Origin of the sequence: Robertmurraya sp. FSL R5-0851, assembly GCF_038002965.1 — a bacterium.
Classification (GTDB): domain Bacteria; phylum Bacillota; class Bacilli; order Bacillales; family Cytobacillaceae; genus Robertmurraya_A; species Robertmurraya_A beringensis.
The window spans coordinates 3,310,147-3,334,487 of record NZ_JBBOOE010000001.1 but is presented as its reverse complement, the minus strand read 5'-3'; the positions used below and the strand labels follow the sequence as shown (position 1 = coordinate 3,334,487).

Sequence of the window (24,341 nt, the reverse complement as noted above, 5' to 3'; positions counted from 1 at the left end):
ACTGTAAAAGTGGAAGTGGCTTTTTTGAGCTGCTTCAATTAGGGTGGCACCACGGGATATTAACTCTCGTCCCTTGTATGTAATAGTACAAGGGACGGGAGTTTTTTGCATTCTTACAATTAAATTTTACATAAAAATAGCTAGGAGGGGTTCCAAATGGCGTTAAAGCTACCAAGAGGAACGCAAGATATTCTCCCAGGAGAAGTTGAAAAATGGCAATTTATTGAAACGGTTGCTAGAGATTTATGCGAGAGATTTCAATATAAAGAGATTCGTACACCGATCTTTGAACATACAGAAGTGTTTACGAAGGGTGTAGGCGATACAACGGATATTGTTCAGAAGGAAATGTATACGTTTGAGGACCGTGGAGGAAGAAGTTTAACTCTTCGTCCAGAGGGAACGGCAGCTGCGGTACGATCTTTTGTTGAACATAAAATGTTTGGATATGCTATCCAACCAGTGAAACTTTTTTACATGGGGCCGATGTTCCGTTATGAAAGACCACAGGCAGGCAGATACCGTCAGTTTGTTCAGTTTGGTGTGGAAGCATTAGGGAGTGCAGATCCCGCTATTGATGCAGAGGTTATCGCTCTCGCTATGAGTATTTATCAATCTTTAGGCCTGAAAAAGCTAAAGCTAATTATCAATAGCCTTGGTGATAAGGAAAGTAGAAACGCTCACAGAGATGCTTTAATCAATCATTTTTCACCAAGAATTGATGAATTTTGTGGCGATTGTAAATCGAGATTAGAAAAAAATCCGCTTCGGATTCTTGATTGTAAAAAAGATCGTGACCACGAGCTTATGGCTACAGCACCATCTATCCTACAATACTTAAATGACGATTCTAAAAAATACTTTGATAAAGTTCAACAATTTTTAACAGACCTAGGAATTGATTTTGAAGTCGATCCAAATCTTGTAAGGGGCTTAGATTACTACAATCAAACGGCTTTTGAAATTATGAGTGATGCTGAAGGATTTGGAGCCATCACGACTCTTTGTGGCGGGGGACGTTACAATGGACTTGTAGAAGAAAGTGGTGGTCCTGAAACCCCGGGTATTGGCTTTGCCCTTAGTATTGAACGCTGTTTGGCAGCCCTTCAGGCAGAAGGAATTGAACTTCCGGTGACACAGGGAATTGATTGTTATGTCGCTTCATTAGGAGAGGCAGCCAAGGACTATACTGTAAAGCTTTTGCATGAACTCCGTAAAGCAGGTTATTCAGCAGAACGAGATTATCTTGATCGAAAAATCAAAGCTCAGTTGAAAACAGCCGATCGCTTGCAAGCCAAGTATGTAGCAGTCCTTGGAGACGATGAACTTCAAGCGAATAAAATCAGCGTGAAGGACATGGAAAGTGGAAATCAAATTGAAGTACCGTTAGATACATTTATGGAAGAATTTTCAGCAATCTTTAAAAAAGGGAGATAGGGAACATGTACGGTAGAACGTATTTTTGTGGAGAGGTAACAGAACAGCATATTGGAGAAAGTATTACATTAAAAGGATGGGTGCAAAGACGCCGTGATTTGGGTGGATTAATTTTTATTGATTTGCGTGACCGTACTGGAATTATTCAAGTGGTGTTCAATCCAGAGGTTTCACCAGAAGCTCTAGCACTAGCAGAAAAAATTCGAAATGAGTATGTTCTAAATATAGTTGGAACAGTTATTGCTAGAGAAGCTGGAACGATAAATGAAAACCTGCAAACAGGAAAAATCGAAGTACACGCAAAGCACGTTACTATAATTAACGAGGCAAAAACACCTCCATTTACAATTGCAGACCAAACAGATGTATCCGAAGATGTTCGCTTGAAATATCGATACTTAGATCTTAGAAGACCTGCCATGTTTGAAACATTTAAAATGCGTCATCAAGTTACTCAAATTGTTCGTAACTTCCTTGATCGCGAAGGGTTCTTAGATGTAGAAACTCCAATTTTAACCAAAAGTACACCGGAGGGTGCGCGTGATTATTTAGTACCTAGTCGTGTTCATCCAGGTGAGTTTTATGCCTTGCCGCAATCACCGCAAATATTTAAACAACTTCTTATGGTGGGTGGTTTTGAAAGGTATTATCAAATTGCAAGATGCTTCCGTGATGAAGATCTTCGTGCAGACAGACAGCCTGAATTTACTCAAATAGATATTGAAACGAGCTTTATGAGTCAAGATGATATCATTTCCTTAATGGAAGACATGATGAGTGAAATGATGTCAAAGGTAAAGGGATTGCAAGTGGAAACACCGTTTGCTCGTATGCCATACCAAGAGGCGATGGCACGTTTTGGTTCCGATAAGCCAGACACTCGTTTTGGTATGGAGTTAGTAGATTTATCAGAGATCGTGAAGAATTCTAGCTTTAAGGTTTTTGCAGGTGCGGTTTCATCAGGCGGCCAAGTAAAGGCTATTAATGTGAAGCAGGCTGCGACCAAGTATTCTCGTAAAGATATCGATGCTTTAACTGAATTTGTTGCTGTCTATGGAGCAAAAGGTTTGGCGTGGTTAAAAGCGGAAGAGGACGGACTAAAAGGACCAATCTCCAAATTTATTACAGAAGAAGAACAGGCGGCTTTAAAGTCTGCGTTGTCAATTGAAACGGGAGACCTACTTCTTTTTGTAGCTGATAAAAAGAGTGTGGTGGCTGATGCATTAGGTGCCCTTCGATTAAAACTTGGGAAAGAGCTTGAATTAATTGATCAAAGCAAATTCAACTTCTTATGGATTACCGATTGGCCATTACTTGAGTACGATGAGGCAGATGGTCGTTATTATGCAGCTCACCATCCATTTACGATGCCAGTGAGAGAGGACCTTCACTTATTAGATGAAAATCCAGCTCTTGTTCGTGCACAAGCGTATGATCTTGTATTGAATGGCTATGAACTTGGGGGAGGATCTCTGCGTATTTTTGAAAGAGATGTTCAGGAAAAAATGTTCAGTATTTTAGGATTTTCTCCAGAGGAAGCGAGAGCTCAGTTTGGCTTCTTACTTGAGGCTTTTGAATATGGAACGCCTCCACATGGTGGAATTGCTCTTGGGCTAGACAGACTCATCATGCTTTTAGCAGGCAGAACCAATTTAAGAGATACGATTGCGTTTCCAAAAACAGCTAGTGCAAGCTGTTTATTAACAGATGCGCCGGGTGAAGTGAGCGAGGCACAGCTTTCTGACCTTCATCTGTCATTAAAACGTAATATTACGGTACAATAGAGTCATCTTGAAACTTACCTAAAGGTGTGTTATAGTTTATTCAAACATAAGAATCCTGATGTGTTCGTGGTATTACCTAAAGTTTTGACCAACAGCTTTACTACGGGAGTTTGAGTTTTCGAGTGGCGTAAATGCCTTTGGCTTAGGACTTACAAAAGCTTGAAACAGAACACCCACCTGCTTATGCGGGCTCAAAACGAAGGCATCGAGCGACGGCACGATTGGGATTCTTAATTTATTTACATAACCTTTCACCCTTATGCTACTATCAGCATAGGGGTTTTTTTATGTTCCGTATAGATTGAACCTAGACTTGTTTTTGTTTGTGAGTATGGTATAGTCATATCGAGAAAAATAAGTTAAGAACCCTATTACATAAATATAGATGCTTGGAGTGATGAAAGATGTTGCACCAATTTTCCCGCAATGAACTTGCGATTGGAAAGGAAGGAATAGATACATTAAAAGGAAGTACGGTTGCTGTATTAGGAATCGGTGGAGTAGGTTCGTTTTCTGCTGAGGCACTAGCACGGTCTGGCGTGGGGCGTCTCATTTTAATTGATAAAGATGATGTCGACATTACAAATGTGAATCGTCAAATTATTGCCTTACTTTCTACAGTTGGGAGGCCCAAAGCCGATTTGATGAAAGAACGCATAATGGATATCAATCCTGAGTGTGAAGTCATTTCATTAAAAATGTTTTATACAGAGGAGACGTATGAAGAAATCTTTCAATACGGTCTTGATTTCGTAGTGGATGCTTCAGATACCATTTCGTACAAAATTCATCTCATGAAAGAGTGTTTAAAGCGAAATATACCAATGATCTCAAGTATGGGAGCCGCTAATAAAATGGATCCTACTCGTTTCCAAATTGCGGATATTTCAAAAACACATACGGATCCAATTGCAAAGGTTATTCGTACACGGTTACGTAAAGAAGGTATCAGAAAAGGGATACCAGTAGTTTTTTCAGATGAAAGCCCGATCGTCATTCGCGAGGATGTTCGAAAAGTAGTTGGGAAAGAGGATGCAGAGATAAGAAAGGCAAAGATGCCACCTTCTTCGAATGCCTTCGTGCCATCCGTTGCTGGTCTTATTATGGCAAGCTATGTCATCCGTGAGCTATTAAAAGACATAAAAATTTCTACGGTTAAAGATAGTGAATAGGCGAGTAAAAACGGACAAGCATACACCTTGTCCGTTAATTTTTCATCAGCTTTTCATAGATAGAAGCAAGTGCTTGCTCGAACTTGCCGGTTTTTTTCGGCTTAAAATAAATCTTCTTTTTGATTTTGTCAGGTAAGTACTGCTGTTTAACCCAGCCGTTTTCATAATCATGTGGATATAAGTAATCAATCCCTCTTCCTAGGGAGGCGGCTCCTTTATAATGGGCATCCTTCAAATGTAAGGGCACTTCACCGCTTAGACCTGCTTCAATATCGGCAATCGCAAGGTCCAATGCTTTATAGGCAGAATTAGACTTAGGAGAAAGACATAACTCAATAACAGCGTTAGCCAAAGGAATTCGAGCTTCAGGAAATCCTAGACGTTCTGCTGTTTCGATGGCAGCCAAGGTTCTCGCACCAGCCTGAGGATTGGCAAGACCAATGTCTTCATACGCTATAACGATCAATCTTCTACTGATGCTAACTAAATCACCTGCGACTACGAGTCTTCCTAAATAATGAAGTGCTGCATTTACATCACTACCTCGTATTGATTTTTGAAAAGCAGAAAGAACATCGTAATGAGCATCCCCATCGCGGTCGTGTGAAAAGCTCTTCTTTTGTAGGCATTCTTCAGCTATTTCAAGAGTAATGGTAATAACACTATGCTCATCAGGTTCCGTAGAAATAATGGCAAGTTCAAGGGCATTAAGAGAACTTCTTACATCGCCGTTTGAAGCACTTGCAAAATGTTCTTTTGCTTCATTTGATATGTGCACATTGTAATTTCCTAATCCCCGGTTTTTATCATTCAAGGCATGATTAAGTGCTTTTATTATTTCCTCAGCTGTTAATGGCTTTAGTTCAAAGATTTGGCATCGACTACGAATCGCTGGATTAATGGCATGATACGGATTGCTAGTCGTTGCCCCAATTAAGACAATGGCACCATTTTCTAAATGTGGAAGAAGAAAATCTTGCTTTGCTTTATCGAGACGGTGGACTTCATCAAGTAAAAGGATTACTTTACCTGACATTTTTGCTTCTGCAGCAACCACCTCGAGATCTTTTTTGTTATTTGTTACGGCGTTTAAGGTGCGAAAGGCATATTTTGTACTACCTGCAATCGCGCTAGCAATGGATGTTTTTCCAACACCAGGTGGTCCATAAAGAATCATGGACGAAAGCTGTTTTGCTTTTACCATACGCTGAATAATCTTTCCTTCACCGACGAGGTGCTGCTGGCCAATAATTTCATCAATTGTCCTTGGTCGCATTCGGAAGGCAAGTGGCTTCCCGTTCATATTATCGCCCCGTTTATCGTTTTACCTAAAGGTAACATACGTTCGTGTTTTTTGCATACTATTATGCTATAATGTCAAATGTCTATCAAATAAGTCAGGATTTTGTTAAGATTTACAAGAAACCATTTTGTTTAGAGGAATTGATTGGTAATGGGTTTTAAAAAGACAGGGCAAGTGGGTCCAAGATTTTTTATTTATTTTTTAGGTTTGTTAATTATGTCCCTAGGAATTGTATTATTAATCAAGGCTGATATTGGTGCTACTCCATGGGATGTTCTTCATGTGGGCCTTCATTACCAATTTGGGCTAACGATTGGTACATGGTCAATTTTAGTTGGGGTAGCCATCTTGACTTTAGCAACAATTATTTCTAAGGAATTTCCTAAAATTGGTGCGTTTTTAAATATGCTATTAGTTGGCATTTTTATTGATATGTATTTTCTGCTTCCGATCATTCAAACACCTGATGATTGGGTTGGAAAATCTCTGATGTTTGCCGCGGGTCTTCTATTAAATGGCTACGGAATGGGGTTATATATTTCTGCAACTTTCGGTGCTGGACCAAGAGACAGCCTAATGATTGTTTTAACGGGTAGAACAGGTTGGAAGGTTACATATGTTCGGGCCTGTATTGAAATTCTTGTACTGATTGTTGGGTGGCAACTCGGTGGGCCCGTATTTATTGGTACCGTCGTGTTTAGCTTTGTAATTGGACCTATCGTTGGCATTGCTTTGCCACAGTGCCAAAAACTAACAGATCATTTCCTTAGTAAATTACAATCCGCTAAAAGAATGGCAGATCATACAAAAGAAGATATTAGTAATCGAGGTGCTAGTTTATGAAAATATCAACAAAAGGCCGCTATGGATTAACAATTATGATCGAGCTTGCCAAAAAACATGGCGAAGGACCAACATCCCTTAAAACGATTGCTCAAGCAAATGATTTATCTGAGCATTATTTAGAGCAATTAATTGCTCCTCTTAGAAACGCTGGATTTGTTAAGAGCATTCGTGGGGCCTATGGTGGTTATGTGTTAGCAAAGGGACCAACAGAAATTAGCGCAGGCGATATTATCCGAGTGTTAGAAGGTCCTATAAGTCCCGTTGAAGGGATTGAAGATGAAGAGCCTGCAAAGCGTGCATTATGGATGAGAATTCGTGATGCTGTGAAAGGTGTTTTAGATAATACAACACTAGAAGATTTAGCAAGCCACACAGATGACGGAGAGTCAGATTCCTATATGTTTTACATATAGGAAAAAAGGTAAAGCTAGTTTCAAGTGGATATTTTTAAGTGGGTGAACATGTTGAATCATATATATTTGGATCATGCAGCAACCGCTCCAGTTCATGCGGATGTCATTGAAACGATGGCTGTTGTGATGAAAGAGCAATTCGGGAATCCTTCTAGTATTCATTCTTTTGGAAGGTCGGCAAGATCTATCGTAGACGAGTCTCGTTCAAAAATTGCGAAGAGCATTGGAGCAAAATCGGAAGAAATCATTTTTACAAGTGGAGGCACAGAGAGTGATAATCTTGCCATTTTAGGTGTGGCGAAAGCTTATCAAAAGAATGGTAACCATATTATTACTACCATGATCGAACATCATGCCGTTTTGCACGCTTGTAAAAGTCTTGAAAAAGAAGGTTTTGAAGTAACCTACTTACCAGTTGATGAATATGGGCAAATTTCGATCGAAGACTTTAAAAAAGCACTTCGAGATGAAACGATTCTCGTAACGATTATGTACGGTAATAACGAAGTTGGAGTGGTACAACCGATTAAAGAGATTGCCATGCTATTAGAAGATCATCAAGCGAAATTCCATACAGATGCTGTTCAAGCCTTTGGTTTAATGGATTTGGATGTAACGGAGCTTGGTGTGGACTTGTTATCCGTCTCAGCACATAAAATTAATGGACCTAAAGGAATTGGATTTTTATATGTAAAGCAAAATACAGCATTAACGCCACTTTCCTTCGGGGGAGAACAGGAACGAAAAAGACGTGCGGGAACAGAGAACGTAGCGTCTATCGCTGGTTTTGCTAAAGCGGTTGAAATAGCTTCGATTGATAGAGCGGAAAAGGTCGAGCAATTTACCGAGTTTAAAAAACTCCTGATTGAATCACTTCAATCGAAAGATATTACACTCTCAGTAAACGGATTACTTGAAAATTCCCTCCCACATGTACTAAACTTAAGCTTTCCAGGCACAGATGTCGAATCAATGCTTGTGAATATGGATATGGAAGGTGTGGCTGTATCAAGTGGTTCTGCTTGTACAGCGGGTTCGATTGATCCTTCTCATGTTTTAGTAGCAATGTTTGGTCAAGAATCAGAACGAGTGAGAAACTCTATCCGATTTAGCTTTGGCCTTTATAATACAAAAGAGCAGGTTGAACGTTCAGCTGAAGTTACGGCGAGAATAGTAAGTAGGCTGACACGGTAAAGCTTGCGAATGAGGTGAAGAAAGTGAAAAAAGACAACAAGGACATACGTGTTGTCGTAGGTATGTCTGGGGGAGTAGATTCATCTGTAGCAGCATTACTCTTAAAAGAACAAGGGTATGATGTGATCGGAATATTCATGAAAAACTGGGATGACACCGATGAATTTGGTGTTTGTACGGCTACTGAGGATTATGAGGATGTAATTCGAGTTTGTAATCAAATCGGTATACCATATTATGCAGTAAATTTTGAAAAGCAATATTGGGACAAAGTGTTTACTTACTTCCTAGAAGAATATAAAGCAGGAAGAACCCCAAATCCTGATGTGATGTGTAACAAGGAAATTAAGTTTAAAGCCTTTTTAGAGCATGCTATGAAGCTAGGTGCGGACTATTTAGCAACTGGGCATTACGCAAGAGTTGAATACCGCGATGGGGAATACAAAATGCTCCGTGGAATAGATGAAAACAAGGATCAAACGTATTTCCTAAATCAGCTTTCTCAAAACCAACTTGAAAAAGTGATGTTTCCAATAGGAGATATTGAAAAAGCAAAGGTAAGAGAGATAGCTAAAGAAGCCAATTTAGCAACTGCGACAAAAAAGGACAGTACAGGGATTTGCTTTATTGGCGAGCGTAATTTTAAAGAATTTCTCAGTAATTACTTACCAGCACAGCCTGGGAATATGGAAACACTTGAGGGAGAAGTTGTCGGTAAGCATGATGGGTTAATGTACTATACAATCGGTCAAAGACATGGTTTAGGAATCGGTGGGGCGGGTGACCCTTGGTTTGTTATCGGTAAAGACCTTGAGCGCAATGTACTTTTCGTAGGACAAGCATTTCATAATGATAAATTGTTCTCTGATTCAATCATTGCGGTTGATGTTAGTTGGGTTACGGACAAGGAAGTGATGCAGACTTTCGAGTGCACGGCTAAATTCCGCTACCGTCAGCCTGATAACAAAGTCACTGTCCACAGATTAGAAGATGGGACAGTAAAGGTGATATTTGCTGAGCCAATCCGAGCGATTACACCTGGTCAATCAGTTGTCTTTTATCAAGGGGATGAATGCCTTGGCGGAGGAACCATTGATCAAGTATTCCGTGACGAAAAGCAATTAACTTATGTAGGGTAAGGAGGAAACCTCGATTCTTATGGTCGAGGTTTTCGTATGTATAAAAAGGACAAAACTAGATGAAAAGAAGTTATAATAATAAAAGACAATAAATAATGGAGCGTGTACTATGGATAAAAATGAAAAAGGGATTCAATTGATGAAGGAGGGAAAGTGGGAAGAAGCTGCTGGATTATTTATGAAGGCAATTGAGGATAACCCGAAGGATGCGGTATCATATATAAATTTTGGAAACGTATTATCAGCAGTTGGTGAAAATGAGAAGGCACTCAAATTTTTTCAGAAAGCGATAGAAATCGATGAAAATGCGGCAACTGCTTATTATAATGCTGGAAACCTATATTTTGAAAATGAACAACTAGAAGAAGCAAAAAATATGTTTGAACTAGCAATGAGAAAGGGACTACATTCTAGTGATAATTATTTTATGCTTGGATTTACGCTTATTCAGTTAGAGCAGCCTAAGCTTGCCTTACCTTATTTGCAAAGAAGTGTGGAGCTAAATGGAGATGATGCAGAAGCTCGTTTTCAATTTGGATTATGTTTAGCAAATCAAGAACTACTTGACGAGGCGATTAAGCAATTTAACGCATGTGTAGAGTTAGATCCTTTACACGCTGATGCTTATTATAATCTTGGTGTTGCATATGGTTTTAAGGAAGATGGAAAAAAAGCACTTGATATGTTTGAAAAGGCATTGGAATTACAACCTGATCATCTTCTAGCAGGTTACGGAAAGAAATTAATCGAAAAAGAGTAATCTTCATTCGTAGCGGATTTTTTATAAGGAGGGAAGTTCTTTGGAGGGACAAGAAACGCTCGATTTATTTAAGGATCAAGGGATATTTATAAAAGGAAAGCATCTTGTCACAATCTTTCATAATGAACAAAATTTGTACACCGTTCTAAGAATTCGCGTGGAAGAAACGAATGAGAATTATGAAGATAAAGAAGCTGTAATCACCGGATATTTTCCAAAAGTTCATGAACAGGAAACGTACATATTTTATGGAGAGTTAAAGGATCATCCGAAATTCGGTCAACAATTTCACGCAACCCATTTTCGAAAGGATATACCCCAAACAAAACAAGGGGTAGTGAGCTATTTATCAAGCGAGCTTTTTAAAGGAGTCGGAAAGAAAACCGCAGAGAAAATTGTAGAAGTTTTAGGAGAGAATGCCATCTCTAAAATCATGCAACAACCGTCCGTACTTGATGAAATTCCTAAGCTTCCTCCGGATAAGGCAAAGGAAATTTATGATACCCTAATTGAGCATCAAGGACTAGAACAAGCGATGGTTGCTTTAAATCAATATGGATTTGGTCCGCAAATTTCTATGCGGATATATCAGGCGTATAAAGACCAGACAGTAGAAGTGATACAGTCCAATCCTTATAAGCTTGTTGAAGATATTCAAGGTATTGGGTTTACCAGGGCAGATGACCTAGGGTTTCAACTTGGGATTTCCGGTCATCACCCAGATCGTATCAAGGCGGCCTGCTTATATACACTTGAGGTTGAGTGTATGCAAAATGGTCATGTTTATATGGAAACAGGATTATTACTGGATAAGGTAAAGACATTATTAGAAGAAAATAAACGTGATGAAATTGACTTTTCACCGATTGGAGCAGAAGTAGTTAAGCTCGAAGAAGAAGGGAAAATCATTGTTGAAGAAATGAGGGTGTATTTACCTTCCCTATTTTTCTCCGAGAAGGGACTTGTTACAAGTATAAAAAAAATCGTCTCTCAAACACAATATGAAAATCAGTTTCCTGATTCTGAATTTTTACTCGCCCTAGGAAATCTTGAGGAACGATTAGGTGTTCAGTATGCTCCAACACAAAAAGATGCGATTCAGACGGCTCTGATGTCACCGATGCTAATCTTAACAGGTGGGCCAGGTACAGGGAAAACAACGGTTATTAAAGGGATTGTAGAGCTGTATGCTGAATTACATGGCTGCTCTTTAGATCCAAATGATTATAAAGGAGACGAGCCCTTTCCGTTTATATTGGCAGCGCCAACGGGCCGTGCAGCAAAACGAATGACGGAATCTACAGGACTTCCTGCAGTTACCATCCACAGGCTTTTAGGATGGAATGGGGTTGAAGGGTTCAGCAAAGATGAAGACAACCCGTTAGAAGGGAAAATTTTAATTGTAGATGAGACGAGCATGCTTGACATATGGCTTGCTAATCAGCTATTTAAAGCACTGCCTGAATCGATTCAAGTGATATTGGTTGGGGACGAGGATCAATTACCCTCTGTAGGTCCGGGTCAGGTCTTAAAGGACCTTCTAGAATGCGGAGTTCTCTCCGTTGTTAGGCTTACAGATATTTATCGCCAAGCGGAAGGATCCTCTATTATTGAACTTGCTCATGAAATTAAATCGGGACGGTTACCTGCCAATATAAGTATGCAACAAAAAGACCGCTCCTTTTTTAGATGTAACGCAAACCAAATTGCGGATGTAGTTGAGAAGGTCGTCCGAAATGCGAAAAGTAAGGGTTATACAGCAAAAGATATACAGGTTCTTGCACCGATGTATAAAGGACCTGCTGGTATCGATCGCTTGAACACGTTAATGCAAAACATTTTTAACCCAAACCCTGATGGGACGAGGAAAGAAATAAAGTACGGAGATGTGACCTATCGTGTCGGCGATAAAGTGTTACAGCTTGTAAATCAGCCGGAAAATAATGTGTTCAATGGTGATATAGGGGAAGTAGTATCCATTTTCTATGCAAAAGAAAATACGGAAAAAGAGGATATGATGGTTGTATCTTTTGAGGGTGCAGAAGCTACATATACAAGACAAGACCTTCAGCAAATCACCCATTCCTATTGCTGCTCCGTTCATAAGTCTCAAGGGAGTGAATTTCCGATTGTAATCCTCCCCGTAGTAAGAAGCTATTATCGAATGCTGCGAAGAAATCTTTTGTATACAGCTATTACGAGAAGTAAACAGTTTTTGATCCTTTGTGGAGAAGAAGAGGCTTTAAGGGTCGGTATTTCGAGATCGGATGAGCAAGAAAGATTGACCACCTTACGAATGAAATTGGAAAAAGACATTGGAATCCATAATGAGAGCAAAAGCGAAAAAGGTACGATACAAAATGCTGAGGAACACTTGTTGTCTATAGACCCAATGATTGGCATGGAAGGTATTACTCCATATAGCTTTATGGGAAGCTGATCAACCATTCCATTTGGAAATCGTTTCTCGTTATGATTTTTTGCTTCATCGTGAACAATAGTAATGTTCGAAAGAGGTGGTATCTTGCGGACATTTACATTGCTAAAGGGAGTTAGTGTGTACGAGAAAGAAAGCGGATCAAAGGTTGGTGAAGTCAATGACCTCATTATTTCTGCGACTAGTGACTCGGTCCAATTCTTGTTAGTAAAGCAAGGAATGCTTGTTAAAAGGACCGCACAGCTTGATATTCAAGACGTCACTTCCTTTGGCTCGGATGGAGTAATGATTGAAGACCGAACTTTGCTAAAACCAATCAAAAGGGGCAGTGATTCTTCCATTGCATTTTGTCGAAGTCTATCCGGGAATATGCTGTTATCTACTGAAGGAGAGCAGCTCGGGTTGATTGAGGATGTATATTTTATGGAAGAATTGGGCACAATCGTAGGGTATCAATGTTCGGATGGCTTTTTTTCAGACATCAAAGAAGGAAAGCGTGTCATCAAAACGGATGAACCCCTCCAGTATGGAAAAGACGCCATCATCGTGAACGTAAAAAAATCTTAGGAGCAATCCTTAAGATATACCTATACGTGAGGTGTCTACGATGTTAAAATGCCCTAACTGCCAAAGCAAAGATATCGGGAAAATTGGAATTAACCAATACTATTGCTGGAACTGCTTCATTGAACTAACTTTAGCAAAAGGAATCATTAATACTCACCAAGTTGAGGAAGACGGTACATTAAGCTCATTAGACGATCTTTTTGGAGAAGATGAACGCCGATATAGCTCATAAATCTACTAAGAGGTGAGGTAAATGAATCGAATGGTAACTTCTGCAATTGCAATTGGAGCAGGTGTTGTTGCATATAATTACGCTCGCAAAAACAAAATGATGTCAGGGCGTGGAATGAGAAAAATGCAGCGAAGAATTTCAAAAATGTTTTAATACAAAGAAAAGTCCCTGAAAAAGGGGCTTTTCTTTTTGTATAATTCTTGCTATTCCACTTTAAACTATAGACAAGGAGTGGATACAATGGACATTCGTTTAAAATGGTATTACCGGCTTGGTTTCCTGCTTTTATTATTCATTGTATTATTTGTGTTTCTGAAACTACAGCCCATCTGGTTGCCCATTTTTAAAATCACGATGATCGTCGTACTTCCATTTATGATCGCTGCATTTATTTCTTATTTAATGCACCCGGTAGTGGAAACACTTCATGAAAATTATTTACCAAGATGGTTAGCTGTTTTAATTATATATACATTGTTTTTTGGAAGTGTAAGTGTAGCACTGTATAATGGTATTCCGGCAATTATACACCAGCTACGAGATTTGACTGAAAATGCACCAAGCTTCGCCAATCAATACAGAGAGTGGATTCAAGAAATTCAGGATAAAACCTCTACTTGGCCTGTAGCTTTTCAAGAAAGGATCGATACTAGCATTGTAGGGGTAGAAAGAATGCTTGATAATGCTCTAACAAGAGCCGTTAATTTAGGGATGGGAATCATCAATTCAGCCCTTCTTTTTGCTATCGTCCCTTTTATCGCCTTTTACATGTTAAAAGATTATGAAAAGATAAAGAAGGCAGTATGGTATATTACACCGAAAAAATGGCGAAGTGGGGGAACACTGTTTTTAAGAGATGTGGACAAATCACTAGGAAGTTATATTAGGGGACAGCTTTTAGTATGCGTGATGATTGGTACCATTTCAGCTTTATCCTTCTGGTTCATCGACTTACGGTATCCGCTGCTGCTTGGATTAATTGTTGGGATAACTAATATTATCCCATATTTTGGACCTGTTATCGGTGCAGTGCCAGCTGTTATTATCGCTGCAACAATTAGTGTAAAAATGATTCTCTTCGTAGTGATTATCATCGCTCTACTCCAATTTTTAGAGGGAAATATATTATCTCCATTTATTGTTGGTAAGAGCTTGCATATGCATCCTTTAGTGATTATGTTCGCGCTTTTGGCAGGTGGTGAAATAGGTGGAATATTAGGCCTGATCTTAGCCGTACCAATTATGGCCATTCTAAAGGTGAGCCTTCTTCATGCCAAGCAACACTTTTCAAAAGATGTATCCGATAATCAATTGATGTGACAACGTTGACAAATATAAAAGCATATCAGTATAATTCGTACTATAAAGTTCAAAATTCACGAAAACATGTTGAAGGAACAAGTATGTGATAGACCGTCTGTAGAGAGGAATTTCCTTGGCTGAAAGAAATTCTAGACGAAGGATGACAGAAAGCTATTCCGGAGTGCAGCTAATTCCTGCCGTTAACCTGCGTTAAAGGTCTTTGAGAGATGAGTGCTTTTTGGCATTCATAATCAGGGTGGTACCGCGAGCAAGCTCCTCGTCCCTGTTTTGGGATGAAGGGCTTTTTTTGTTGAGAAAATGTTGGAGGGAAAATAAATGAAGAAGCTTACAGGCTCAGAAATTCGAAAAATGTATTTAGACTTTTTTAAAGAAAAAGGACATGCAGTGGAACCAAGTGCTCCACTTGTTCCTCATGATGACCCATCTTTGCTTTGGATTAACAGTGGGGTAGCGACATTAAAAAAATATTTTGATGGACGTGTCATTCCTGATAATCCTAGAATTACAAATGCACAAAAATCTATTCGTACGAACGATATTGAAAACGTTGGAAAAACAGCAAGACATCATACGTTTTTTGAGATGTTAGGGAATTTCTCGATCGGAGAATACTTTAAAGTTGAAGCCATCCATTGGGCATGGGAATTTTTAACTGATGAAAAATGGGTAGGTTTTGATAAGGAAAAACTTTCTGTTACGATTCATCCAGAAGATGACGAAGCGTTTGACATTTGGAGCAAAGAAATTGGGGTACCGGAAGAGCGAATTATTCGATTAGAGGGGAACTTCTGGGATATCGGGGAAGGCCCTAGTGGACCAAATACGGAAATTTTCTATGATCGTGGACCTGACTATGGAAATGATGAAAGTGATCCGGAGTTGTATCCTGGAGGAGAGAATGACAGATATTTAGAGGTTTGGAACTTAGTTTTCTCAGAATTTAATCATAATCCCGATGGTACATATACTCCACTACCAAAGAAAAACATTGATACCGGAATGGGACTTGAAAGAATGGCTTCGGTTGTTCAAAATGTTCCTACTAATTTTGATACCGATTTATTTATGCCGATTATTCGTGCAACAGAAGAGATTTCTGGGGCAAAGTATGGGAAAAGTAAAGAGTCTGATGTAGCATTTAAAGTCATTGCAGATCATATTCGTACTGTGGCATTTGCTATTGGTGACGGTGCACTTCCTTCCAATGAGGGACGAGGGTATGTGTTAAGAAGATTGCTTCGTAGAGCCGTACGTTTTGCCAAGCAAATTAACATCAACCGTCCATTCATGTTTGAACTGGTTCCTGTTGTTGGGGAAATTATGGTTGATTTTTATCCAGAAGTAAAGAATAAGACCGACTTTATCCAAAAGGTCATAAAGAATGAAGAAGAAAGATTCCATGAGACTCTGAATGAGGGGCTTCAAATTCTTGCAGCGGTTATCAAAAAAGAAAAGGAAGCTGGAAGTGATACGATTCAGGGTGCCGACGTTTTCCGTCTTTATGACACATACGGTTTCCCAGTTGAATTAACAGAGGAGTATGGTGAAGAAGAGGGAATGAAGGTTGACCACGCTGGTTTTGAGATCGAAATGGAGCTTCAGCGTGAGCGTGCACGTAAAGCAAGACAAGATGTAGACTCTATGCAGGTACAAGGTGGAGAACTTGGTGAGATTAAAGTAGAAAGTAAGTTTGTTGGTTACGATCAGTTAAAGGTTGAATCAAAGGTTCTTGCTATCGTACAAAATGGTGTGAAAATCGACAAGGCCAGTGAAGGGGAAGAAATCCAATTAATACTTGATGTCACGCCTTTCTATGCTGAAAGTGGTGGGCAAATAGCTGACCTTGGTACACTATTAAGCGAAGGTGTAAAAGCGGCGGTAAAAGATGTACAAAAGGCACCAAATGGACAAAATCTTCACCGCGTACTGATTGAATCTGGAGAATTACAGGTTAATGACCAGGTAGTAGCGGTTGTTGACGAGAACAATAGAGGAAAAATTATTAAGAATCATACGGCAACCCATTTATTACATCAAGCATTAAAAGATGTTCTTGGAACACATGTAAACCAAGCTGGTTCTCTAGTAGAACAAGATAGACTTCGTTTTGACTTCTCTCATTTTGGCCAAGTAAAACCAGAGGAATTAGAAGAAATAGAGAAGATTGTAAACGAAAAAATCTGGCAATCTCTAACTGTTCAAACAGACTTTAAAGCAATTGCTGAGGCAAAAGCGATGGGAGCTATGGCACTATTTGGTGAAAAATATGGTGATATCGTACGTGTGGTTCAAGTCGGAGATTACAGTTTAGAACTTTGTGGTGGTTGCCATGTTCCTAATACTTCAGTCATTGGTCTCTTTAAAATCATATCAGAAAGTGGAATTGGAGCAGGAACTCGTCGTATTGAAGCGGTGACGGGGGAAGGTGCATTTAAGCAAATGCATAGCCAAATCCAGATTTTAAAAGATGCGGCAGGAAAGTTAAAAACGAACCTAAAAGATGTACCATCTAGAATCGATGCACTGTTAAGTGAACAAAAGCAGCTTCAAAAAGAAAATGAGTCTTTAGCAGCGAAGTTAGGAAATATTGAAGCAGGCAATTTGGTTAATAATGTAAAAGAAGTGAACGGTGTTCAAGTTCTTGCTGTTCGAATTCAAGGTGCAGACATGAACGGACTACGAAACATGGTCGATGATTTGAAGCAAAAGCTAGGTTCTGCAGTAATCGTACTTGGAAGCGTAAACGACGATAAGGTAAACTTAATTGCTGGTGTAACAAAAGACTTAATTGAAAAAGGCTATCATGCCGGAAAAATTATTAAAGAAGTTGCTACTATTTGCGGAGGTAGCGGTGGTGGACGTCCAGATATGGCCCAAGCAGGAGGAAAAGATGCTGGGAAGCTGGATTCTGCTCTAAGTTTTGTAGAAGAATGGGTTAAATCCGTTTGATATTCAAGAAAAGTAGTGTAAAATGAAGGAGATTAGACTACTAAATATTTCTTCCATTGGATAGATTTGATGATAGATACTTCTATATAAGGGAAGTAAGTTAGCGATTACTAGATGAAGCGAGGTGCAAGAGAATGAGTACATTTGATAAAACAATGAGGTTTAATTTTCCAGAAGAGCCCATCGAACATGACGTGAAGGAAGTCCTTTTTCAAGTACATGAAGCTCTTCAAGAAAAAGGATATCATCCAATTAATCAAATTGTAGGTTACCTGCTTTCTGGAGATCCTGCTTATATTCCTCGTCATCGTGATGCTCGTAACATCATTCGAAAGCTTGAACGAGATGAAATTATTGAGGAGCTTGTCAAAAGCTATTTAAAAACACAACGAGAGGGCTCTTAACGTATGCGAATTCTCGGTCTTGACGTCGGCAGTAAAACGGTCGGCGTTGCGCTTAGCGATGAATTTGGCTGGACGGCGCAAGGATTAGAAACAATTAAAATTAATGAAGATGAAAGAATGTTTGGTTTTGACCAGATTGGTCAAATAATAGAAAAGTATGAAGTAGGAAAAATAGTAGTAGGGCTGCCTAAAAACATGAATGGAACCATTGGACCAAGAGGGGAAGCGAGTCAATTTTACGCTAGTGAGCTAGAAAAGAGGTTTTCCTTGCCAGTATTCCTATGGGACGAGCGCCTGACTACGGTTGCTGCGGAACGTGTCTTACTAGAAGCGGATGTTAGTAGGAAAAAACGTAAAAAAGTAATCGATAAAATGGCAGCAGCTATGATCTTACAAGGCTTTTTAGATAGTCAAAAATAACTTGAGGTGATTTTTCAATGCAACATGGAGAAAACAATATTACAGTAATTGATGAAGAAGGTAACGAGCAACTTTGTGAGGTGCTTTTTACATTTGATTCTGATGAGTTTGGTAAGTCTTATGTACTTTATTATCCAATTGGAGCAGATGAAAACGATGATGAAGAAATTGAAATTCATGCGTCTGCGTTTGTTCCAACCGAAGATAATAATGATGGTGAGTTAATGCCAATCGAAACAGACGAAGAGTGGGACCTAATTGAAGAAATGTTAAATACATTCCTAGAAGAGCAAGACGAAGAATAGGAAGATAAAACGCGGATAGCATAGGCTATCCGCTATTTTTTTGCGAAAATTCACTTCTATTGTCGAAAAATATAGTATAATGATTCGAGAATAGTTATAAGGGAATAGTAAGAATAAGCCCTGTGAATTGGAGGGGAAACTTTGTCAACCGAAGAGAAGCAAAAGGAAGAGATGACAGGTAACAGGCCTGATAAAAAAGCAATCATCCGAGAAAAGATGATTGAGAGGGAAGGCGAGGCAAGAGTTGTAAGGAAAATTGTCTTAACCATCTCAATTATATTATTCCTACTGGTAGCAATTACGGCTGGTGGAGGATATTTTTATATTAAATCAGCACTAAAGCCCGTAGACCCAGAGAATAAAAAAGAAATGACAGTAGAAATACCAATTGGATCTTCAGTTACTGGTATTGCAAACATATTAGAGGAACATGGAATTATTAAAGATGCACGTGTATTTAAATACTTTGTTAAGTTTAAGAACGAGTCAGGGTTTATGGCCGGTAACTATGAACTTTCACCTTCTATGACCTTGCCAAGTATCATTGAAAGCTTAAAGACAGGTAAGGTAGAGCAAGATGTGGTGTTTCAAATTACCATTCCTGAAGGAAAACAGTTAAAAGAAATCGCAAAAATCATCGCAGAAAAAACAAACCAGTCAGAAGCAGATGTTTTTGCAAAATTAAATGACCGTGAATTTATACAAGCTCTTATGAATAAATACCCAGATTTATTAACCGAGGAAATTCTCGCGGAAAATGTCAAGTATCCATTAGAAGGCTACTTGTTCCCTGCAACTTATCCTTTTTATAAAGAAGATACAAAAGTGGAAGAAATTATCATGGTTATGTTAGATCAGACGGAAAAGGTTATTAGTGAGTATGAGGGAGATATGGCTGAGAGACAGTATACTGCACACCAATTACTAACGTTTGCCTCCTTGGTAGAAGAGGAAGCTACTGAAAAACTTGAACGTGATCAAATTGCAAGTGTCTTTTATAATCGTATAGAAACAGGAATGCCTTTACAAACAGATCCTACCGTTTTATATGCTCATGGAGAACATAAGGATAGGGTGTTGTATAAGGATTTGGAGATTGACGACCCATATAATACTTACAAATACCAAGGCTTAACACCAGGCCCAATAGCTAATGCAGGTACTGTATCAATTGAAGCTGTTTTACATCCTGCCCAGACGGATTTCCTATACTTTTTAGCAACTGCATCTGGTGATGTATTATTCTCAAAAACTCTTGACGAGCATAATGCAAAAAAGGCCGAGCACATCAATTAATCTGTTTCAAGGAGAAATGTTCGCATTTCTCCTTCTATTATGATAGAATAGTTCAAGTGTTTTTAAATAGCGTCAACCACAGAAGACCATATTTAGCTGTGCTGAATCCCTGTGAATTGCTGTGAACGCTATTTTTTCATGTCTAAACAAAAGAGGTGACGCAGCTTGGAAACGGAGAAGCTGCATTCTTATATAGAAGAGCTCATTCAAAATAGATCGGATTTATTCGAAGAAATGGAGCAATACGCGAAAACTCATCAAGTTCCTATCATGGAACTGTCAGGAATCGAAACGATACTCCAAATACTAAGGATTGCCCAACCGAAACAGATTTTAGAGGTTGGTACTGCTATTGGATATTCTGCCTTACGAATGGCGACTGTTCTTCCAGAAACGAACATCGTCACCATTGAACGGGACAGTGAGCGCTATACGGTCGCTGAGGATTTTATTAAACGTGCAAACAAAGAACACCAAATTTCGATTATCAAAGGTGATGCGCTAGAAGTAGAATCACTAATAGAAAAATTTGGTTTATTCGATGCCATTTTTATCGATGCAGCTAAAGGGCAATATACGAAGTTCTTTGAAATATATTCAAAGTATTTAGGTGACAAAGGGATCATCATAACTGACAACGTTCTGTTTAAAGGACTAGTCTGTGAGGATACAATTGAGAGTAAACGAGTAAGAAGTATGGTTTCAAAAATTAAAGATTTTAACAAATGGCTAATGGAACATGGAGAATACGATTCGGTCATTATTCCTGTAGGCGATGGAGTAGCAATTAGTAAAAAGAGGTGAAGAGATCATGAAAAAACCAGAACTATTAGTTACACCTAAGACGATTAAAGATATAGAAGCATTATGTAAAGTTGGAGCGGATGCTCTTGTAATCGGAGAGGAACGATTTGGTCTTCGTTTGGCTGGAGAATTTTCAAGAGAAGATGTAAAGAAGGCCGTAGAAATTGCCCATTCTTTTCAGAAAAAAGTGTATGTAGCGATGAATGCGATCTTCCACAATGAAAGCATTGAAGCATTATATGATTATGTAAGATTTGTAAAAGAAGCAAACGTAGATGCAATCATTTTCGGTGATCCAGCGGTTTTAATGGTAGCAAAAGAAGCTGCACCTGATTTACCGCTTCATTGGAATACAGAAACAACTGCCACGAACTGGTATACATGTAATTATTGGGGTAGAAAAGGGGCTAAGCGCTCTGTCCTTGCCAGAGAAATCAATATGGATGCGATTGTAGAAATGAAAGAGCATGCCGAGGTGGAGATTGAGGTACAAGTCCACGGGATGACCGCCATGTTCCAGTCTAAGCGTTCACTCTTGGGGAATTATTATGAGTACCAAGGAAAAGCACTAGTGGTAGAAAACCGTGCTCAAAATGCCAACATGTTCCTTCACGATAAGGAAAGAGAAAATAAATATCCAATTTTTGAAGATGCGAACGGCACACATATTATGAGTCCAAATGACATGTGTATGATTGATGAGTTAACAGAGCTTATTGAAGCAGAAGTTGATTCTCTTAAGATTGATGGTATTTTGCAAACATCAGAATACATTCTAAAAGTAACAGAACTATATCGAAAAGCAATTGATCTATGTGCAGAAAATCCTGATCAGTACGAAGAAGTAAAGGATGACTTATTACAGGAAGTAGAAGAGATTCAACCAAAGAATCGTCCTTTAGATACTGGATTTTTCTTCAAAGAGACCGTTTATTAATAAAAACATGTGTTAAGGAGGGAAAAAGATGTCTATCGTAGTAAACGATAAAATCTCACAGATTGTGAATGGAAAGCGAGTAATAGTAAAAAAACCAGAATTACTTGCACCTGCTGGGAATCTTGAGAAACTAAAAATTGCTGTCCAATACGGGGCAGATGCTGTATTTATCGGTGGACAAGAATACGGACTTCGCTCAAACGCAGGGAACTTTACTTTTGATGAAATGAAAGAGGGAGTAGAGTTTGCTAAAAAATATGGTGCGAAGATCTATGTAACAACAAATATTTTTGCTCATAATGAAAATATAGATGGATTAGAAGATTATATTCTTGGGTTAAAAGAGGCAGGTATTGCAGGTATTATTGTTGCTGATCCTCTTATCATAGAAACATGTCGTCGATTAGCACCTGAAATTGAGGTGCATTTAAGTACACAACAATCTTTATCCAATTGGAAAGCAGTCCAATTCTGGAAGGAAGAAGGATTAGAGCGTGTGGTACTTGCACGTGAAACTAGTGCGGAAGAAATAAGAGAAATGAAAGAGAAAGTCGATATCGAAATTGAAACATTCATCCATGGTGCAATGTGTATCGCGTACTCTGGACGCTGTACATTAAGTAATCATATGACCGCTCGTGACTCAAACCGCGGTGGATGCTGCCAGTCTTGCCGATGGGATTATGACTTGTATCAGCTTGACCAACAAGATGAAGTCGCTCAATTTAGCGAAGGTGATGCACCATTTGCAATGAGCCCTAAGGATCTTAAGCTAATTGAGTCAATTCCACAAATGATTGAGCTTGGCATTGATAGTTTGAAAATTGAAGGTCGTATGAAGTCCATTCACTATGTGGCAACAGTAGTTAGTGTGTACCGTAAAGTAATTGATGCTTATTGTGCGGACCCAGAGAACTTTGTTATCCAAAAAGAATGGTTAGAAGAACTTGATAAATGTGCAAACCGTGATACGGCTCCTGCATTCTTTGAAGGAATTCCTGGGTATAAAGAGCAGATGTTTGGAAATCATAGCAAAAAGACAACTTTTGACTTTGCTGGATTGGTGTTAGACTATGATGCTGAAAATCAAATGGTCACACTTCAGCAGCGCAACTACTTTAAACCTGGTCAAGAAGTAGAGTTTTTTGGACCTGAAATTGAGAACTTTACAACTGTTGTTGAAAAAATTTGGGATGAGGATGGCAATGAGCTGGATACAGCAAGACATCCAATGCAAATTGTAAAGTTCAAATTAGACAAACCGGTTTACCCGAACAACATGATGCGGAAGGAGATTTAAACTAGCATGAAACGCAAACCCGTTGTTATTGGTGTAGCCGGTGGGTCCGGCTCCGGGAAAACGAGTGTAACAAAATCGATTTACGAGACATTTAAAGGGCATTCGATTTTAATGCTCGAGCAAGATTTTTATTATAAAGACCAGTCACATTTACCTTTCGAAGAGCGTCTAAAGACAAATTATGATCATCCATTAGCATTTGACAATGACTTACTGATTGAGCATATTGAGAGTCTTCTCAGCTACGAAGCGATTGAGAAGCCTGTGTATGACTACAGTGTTCATACCCGTTCAAGTGATGTCATCCATGTGGAGCCTAAGGATGTAATTATCCTTGAAGGAATCCTCATATTAGAAGATGAAAGACTTCGTAACTTAATGGATATTAAGTTATATGTAGATACAGATGCGGACCTTCGTATTATTAGACGATTGGTAAGAGATATAAAAGAACGTGAGCGCTCAATGGATTCAGTCATTGACCAGTATGTAAATGTGGTGCGCCCAATGCATAATCAATTTATTGAACCAACGAAACGCTATGCAGATATTATTATTCCAGAAGGTGGCCATAATTTTGTGGCAATTGATTTGATGGTCACAAAAATTCAAACAATTCTTGAACAAAAATCATTTTTATGAAACAATAAAAAGCAGTAATGCAAATGTTTCCCAAAATAAGTCCAGGTGGACGTTTCATGCGCGCCCTTTTCATAAGGACGCGCTCCTATGCATTTACCGTTAGAAATATCTACATAAGAAAAATACACAATCTATTTGGGGGTTGTGAAACTAGAAGGAGTGAAGGGTTTTGGCTACAGAAAAGGTTTTCCCGATGACTTTAGCTGGTAAAGAAAAATTAGAGCAAGAATTAGAACATTTAAAATCAGTAAAACGTAAAGAAGTCGTAGAGCGTATTAAAATTGCTCGAAGCTTCGGAGACTTATCTGAGAACTCAGAGTATGATTCAGCTAAAGAAGAACAAGCATTTGTTGAAGGTCGTATAACAACGCTTGAAAATATGATAAGAAACGCAAAGATTATTAAAGAGGATGAGCTAGCTACCGATGCGGTCGCTTTAGGCCGTTCTGTTACGTTTATTGAGCTTCCAGGAGGCGACGAGGAAACGTATTCGATCGTTGGAAGTGCAGAAGCAGATCCGTTTGAAGGTAAAATCTCAAACGATTCACCTATTGCGAAAAGCTTGATGGGTAAGAAGGTTGGAGACGAAGTAACGGTTCAAACTCCAGGTGGAGAAATGAATGTGCGTATTACAAATATTAAGTAAATTGGTTTGAAATAAGAAAACCTCGTCAACA

The 24,341-nt window shown here is 38.9% G+C and carries 24 protein-coding genes, 1 other RNA gene and 2 other annotated features (1 of these 27 running past the window's edge); of the genes, 24 read left to right on the top strand and 1 reads right to left on the bottom strand.

Annotated features, from left to right (window positions below):
• Positions 1 to 77: a binding site (T-box leader), on the top strand (it extends 166 nt beyond the left edge of the window).
• Between the two features lie 79 nt (positions 78 to 156).
• From hisS to MKX65_RS17220, 4 genes are all read left to right on the top strand, one after another.
• A complete protein-coding gene (hisS, locus tag MKX65_RS17235; protein WP_340904734.1) occupies positions 157 to 1,437 on the top strand; it encodes a histidine--tRNA ligase in 1,281 nt (426 codons plus the stop codon).
• A gap of 5 nt (positions 1,438 to 1,442) precedes the next feature.
• Complete coding sequence (gene aspS, locus MKX65_RS17230) at positions 1,443 to 3,221, top strand: aspartate--tRNA ligase (protein ID WP_340904733.1); 1,779 nt, start codon at positions 1,443 to 1,445, stop codon at positions 3,219 to 3,221.
• 49 nt (positions 3,222 to 3,270) lie between these two features.
• Positions 3,271 to 3,453, top strand: a non-coding RNA gene (gene ssrS / locus MKX65_RS17225) — 6S RNA.
• Positions 3,454 to 3,625: 172 nt separating this feature from the next.
• On the top strand, positions 3,626 to 4,393 hold the full coding sequence (locus MKX65_RS17220; RefSeq protein ID WP_119709233.1) for a tRNA threonylcarbamoyladenosine dehydratase: 768 nt from the start codon (positions 3,626 to 3,628) through the stop codon (positions 4,391 to 4,393).
• 34 nt (positions 4,394 to 4,427) lie between these two features.
• On the opposite strand, the gene MKX65_RS17215 is transcribed toward MKX65_RS17220, so the two are convergent.
• Entirely contained in the window at positions 4,428 to 5,696 is a 1,269-nt protein-coding gene (locus tag MKX65_RS17215; RefSeq protein WP_160547668.1) for an AAA family ATPase, read from the bottom strand.
• A 150-nt stretch (positions 5,697 to 5,846) separates the two neighbouring features.
• Between MKX65_RS17215 and MKX65_RS17210 the strand changes: the two genes are divergently transcribed.
• From MKX65_RS17210 to greA, 20 genes are all read left to right on the top strand, one after another.
• Positions 5,847 to 6,539 (top strand): YitT family protein, encoded by a 693-nt coding sequence (locus MKX65_RS17210; RefSeq protein WP_160547669.1) that lies wholly within the window; start codon positions 5,847 to 5,849, stop codon positions 6,537 to 6,539.
• Positions 6,536 to 6,955 carry a cysteine metabolism transcriptional regulator CymR gene (cymR, locus tag MKX65_RS17205; protein ID WP_160547670.1) on the top strand — a complete coding sequence of 140 codons (420 nt, stop codon included), beginning with the start codon at positions 6,536 to 6,538 and terminating at the stop codon, positions 6,953 to 6,955. Before MKX65_RS17210 ends, cymR begins: the two co-directional genes overlap by 4 nt.
• A gap of 51 nt (positions 6,956 to 7,006) precedes the next feature.
• A complete protein-coding gene (locus tag MKX65_RS17200) occupies positions 7,007 to 8,149 on the top strand; it encodes an IscS subfamily cysteine desulfurase (RefSeq protein ID WP_160547684.1) in 1,143 nt (380 codons plus the stop codon).
• 23 nt (positions 8,150 to 8,172) lie between these two features.
• A complete protein-coding gene (mnmA, locus tag MKX65_RS17195; RefSeq protein ID WP_340904728.1) occupies positions 8,173 to 9,288 on the top strand; it encodes a tRNA 2-thiouridine(34) synthase MnmA in 1,116 nt (371 codons plus the stop codon).
• Positions 9,289 to 9,397: 109 nt separating this feature from the next.
• Positions 9,398 to 10,048, top strand: coding sequence for a tetratricopeptide repeat protein (locus tag MKX65_RS17190; RefSeq protein WP_160547671.1), 651 nt, complete (start codon positions 9,398 to 9,400; stop codon positions 10,046 to 10,048).
• 40 nt (positions 10,049 to 10,088) lie between these two features.
• Complete coding sequence (gene recD2 / locus MKX65_RS17185; protein ID WP_340904725.1) at positions 10,089 to 12,488, top strand: SF1B family DNA helicase RecD2; 2,400 nt, start codon at positions 10,089 to 10,091, stop codon at positions 12,486 to 12,488.
• 84 nt (positions 12,489 to 12,572) lie between these two features.
• A complete protein-coding gene (locus MKX65_RS17180) occupies positions 12,573 to 13,052 on the top strand; it encodes a PRC-barrel domain-containing protein (RefSeq protein WP_160547673.1) in 480 nt (159 codons plus the stop codon).
• 40 nt (positions 13,053 to 13,092) lie between these two features.
• Positions 13,093 to 13,284 (top strand): hypothetical protein, encoded by a 192-nt coding sequence (locus MKX65_RS17175; RefSeq protein WP_066049968.1) that lies wholly within the window; start codon positions 13,093 to 13,095, stop codon positions 13,282 to 13,284.
• A 21-nt stretch (positions 13,285 to 13,305) separates the two neighbouring features.
• Positions 13,306 to 13,437 (top strand): YrzQ family protein, encoded by a 132-nt coding sequence (locus tag MKX65_RS17170; RefSeq protein WP_119709224.1) that lies wholly within the window; start codon positions 13,306 to 13,308, stop codon positions 13,435 to 13,437.
• Between the two features lie 87 nt (positions 13,438 to 13,524).
• A complete protein-coding gene (locus tag MKX65_RS17165) occupies positions 13,525 to 14,604 on the top strand; it encodes an AI-2E family transporter (RefSeq protein WP_340904719.1) in 1,080 nt (359 codons plus the stop codon).
• Between the two features lie 60 nt (positions 14,605 to 14,664).
• Positions 14,665 to 14,874 (top strand) — a binding site (T-box leader).
• A 48-nt stretch (positions 14,875 to 14,922) separates the two neighbouring features.
• Positions 14,923 to 17,556: an alanine--tRNA ligase gene (alaS, locus tag MKX65_RS17160; protein ID WP_340904718.1), complete on the top strand. Its 2,634-nt coding sequence runs from the start codon at positions 14,923 to 14,925 to the stop codon at positions 17,554 to 17,556.
• A 134-nt stretch (positions 17,557 to 17,690) separates the two neighbouring features.
• A complete protein-coding gene (locus MKX65_RS17155; protein ID WP_119709221.1) occupies positions 17,691 to 17,960 on the top strand; it encodes an IreB family regulatory phosphoprotein in 270 nt (89 codons plus the stop codon).
• 3 nt (positions 17,961 to 17,963) lie between these two features.
• Complete coding sequence (gene ruvX / locus MKX65_RS17150) at positions 17,964 to 18,380, top strand: Holliday junction resolvase RuvX (RefSeq protein ID WP_119709220.1); 417 nt, start codon at positions 17,964 to 17,966, stop codon at positions 18,378 to 18,380.
• A gap of 17 nt (positions 18,381 to 18,397) precedes the next feature.
• Positions 18,398 to 18,685, top strand: coding sequence for a DUF1292 domain-containing protein (locus MKX65_RS17145; protein WP_340904716.1), 288 nt, complete (start codon positions 18,398 to 18,400; stop codon positions 18,683 to 18,685).
• Positions 18,686 to 18,856: 171 nt separating this feature from the next.
• Entirely contained in the window at positions 18,857 to 19,981 is a 1,125-nt protein-coding gene (mltG, locus tag MKX65_RS17140) for an endolytic transglycosylase MltG (protein ID WP_340906299.1), read from the top strand.
• A 165-nt stretch (positions 19,982 to 20,146) separates the two neighbouring features.
• Entirely contained in the window at positions 20,147 to 20,785 is a 639-nt protein-coding gene (locus tag MKX65_RS17135) for an O-methyltransferase (protein WP_340904715.1), read from the top strand.
• Between the two features lie 7 nt (positions 20,786 to 20,792).
• Positions 20,793 to 21,722, top strand: coding sequence for a peptidase U32 family protein (locus MKX65_RS17130; RefSeq protein WP_160547677.1), 930 nt, complete (start codon positions 20,793 to 20,795; stop codon positions 21,720 to 21,722).
• A 28-nt stretch (positions 21,723 to 21,750) separates the two neighbouring features.
• A complete protein-coding gene (locus MKX65_RS17125; protein ID WP_160547678.1) occupies positions 21,751 to 23,022 on the top strand; it encodes a peptidase U32 family protein in 1,272 nt (423 codons plus the stop codon).
• Between the two features lie 6 nt (positions 23,023 to 23,028).
• Positions 23,029 to 23,664, top strand: a complete 636-nt coding sequence (gene udk / locus MKX65_RS17120) for a uridine kinase (RefSeq protein WP_160547679.1) — start codon at positions 23,029 to 23,031, stop codon at positions 23,662 to 23,664.
• A gap of 169 nt (positions 23,665 to 23,833) precedes the next feature.
• The gene (gene greA, locus MKX65_RS17115) at positions 23,834 to 24,310 is read left to right on the top strand and encodes a transcription elongation factor GreA (RefSeq protein WP_160547680.1); all 477 of its coding nucleotides are present in this window, start codon (positions 23,834 to 23,836) and stop codon (positions 24,308 to 24,310) included.
• Positions 24,311 to 24,341: the final 31 nt, after the last annotated feature.